Source organism: Variovorax sp. P4_D9 (assembly GCF_056401695.1).
The window spans coordinates 1-689 of record NZ_JBFUIU010001690.1 but is presented as its reverse complement, the minus strand read 5'-3'; the positions used below and the strand labels follow the sequence as shown (position 1 = coordinate 689).

1 protein-coding gene is annotated in these 689 nt (G+C 58.1%); it reads left to right on the top strand.

Features of this window, described 5'->3' with window-relative positions; translation table 11 throughout:
* Positions 1–40: 40 nt before the first annotated feature.
* Positions 41–463 carry an Lrp/AsnC family transcriptional regulator gene (locus AC1DY5_RS57790; RefSeq protein ID WP_286521586.1) on the top strand — a complete coding sequence of 141 codons (423 nt, stop codon included), beginning with the start codon at positions 41–43 and terminating at the stop codon, positions 461–463.
* Positions 464–689 lie beyond the last annotated feature (226 nt).

The following is a 689-nucleotide window of genomic DNA, read 5'->3' as shown; positions in this document are numbered from 1 at the left end:
TTTCTATACAGTTTGCTCCATTCATTCTCCAATCTGCCAAATGGACGACACGGACCGCCAGCTCATTTCCCTGCTTCGTGCCGAGGCAAGGACGCCCGTCGTCGCGCTTGCAAAGAAGCTGCGCGTGGCGCGCGCAACGGTACAGAACCGCATCGCGAAGCTGGAAAGCGACGGAACCATCGTCGGCTATACAGTGCGCCTCAAGCCCGAAGTGGAATCCCATCACATCCGCGCGATGATGAGCATCGAGATCGAGGGGCACCATGGGGAGGCGGTACGCCGGGCACTTCGCGGGAATCCCAATGTGTCCACCTTGCATACGACCAACGGGCGGTGGGACCTGATCGCTGAACTTCGGGCCGATACCCTGGAAGCATTCGACAGCGTTCTCACCGCAATCCGCTCGACTCAAGGCATCTCGAACACGGAGACGAGCATTTTGCTGTCCACCCACAAGCTGTGAACGCCAGCCGCAGACCTTTGAAACGGGACATCCGAAAATGGCCTCGACAGATCCGGTCTGAGCGCGGCGATTCAGGTAACCGTTCGTAAAATACGTCCGCTGATCTTCTCTCTTGGGCAGCCAGGTCTCGACGCTCCGGTATTTGCTACTCGATCGCCTTGGCCATGTCCTCGACCACCTTCTTGGCGTCGCCGAAGACCATCATGGTCTTGTCCATGTAGAAGAG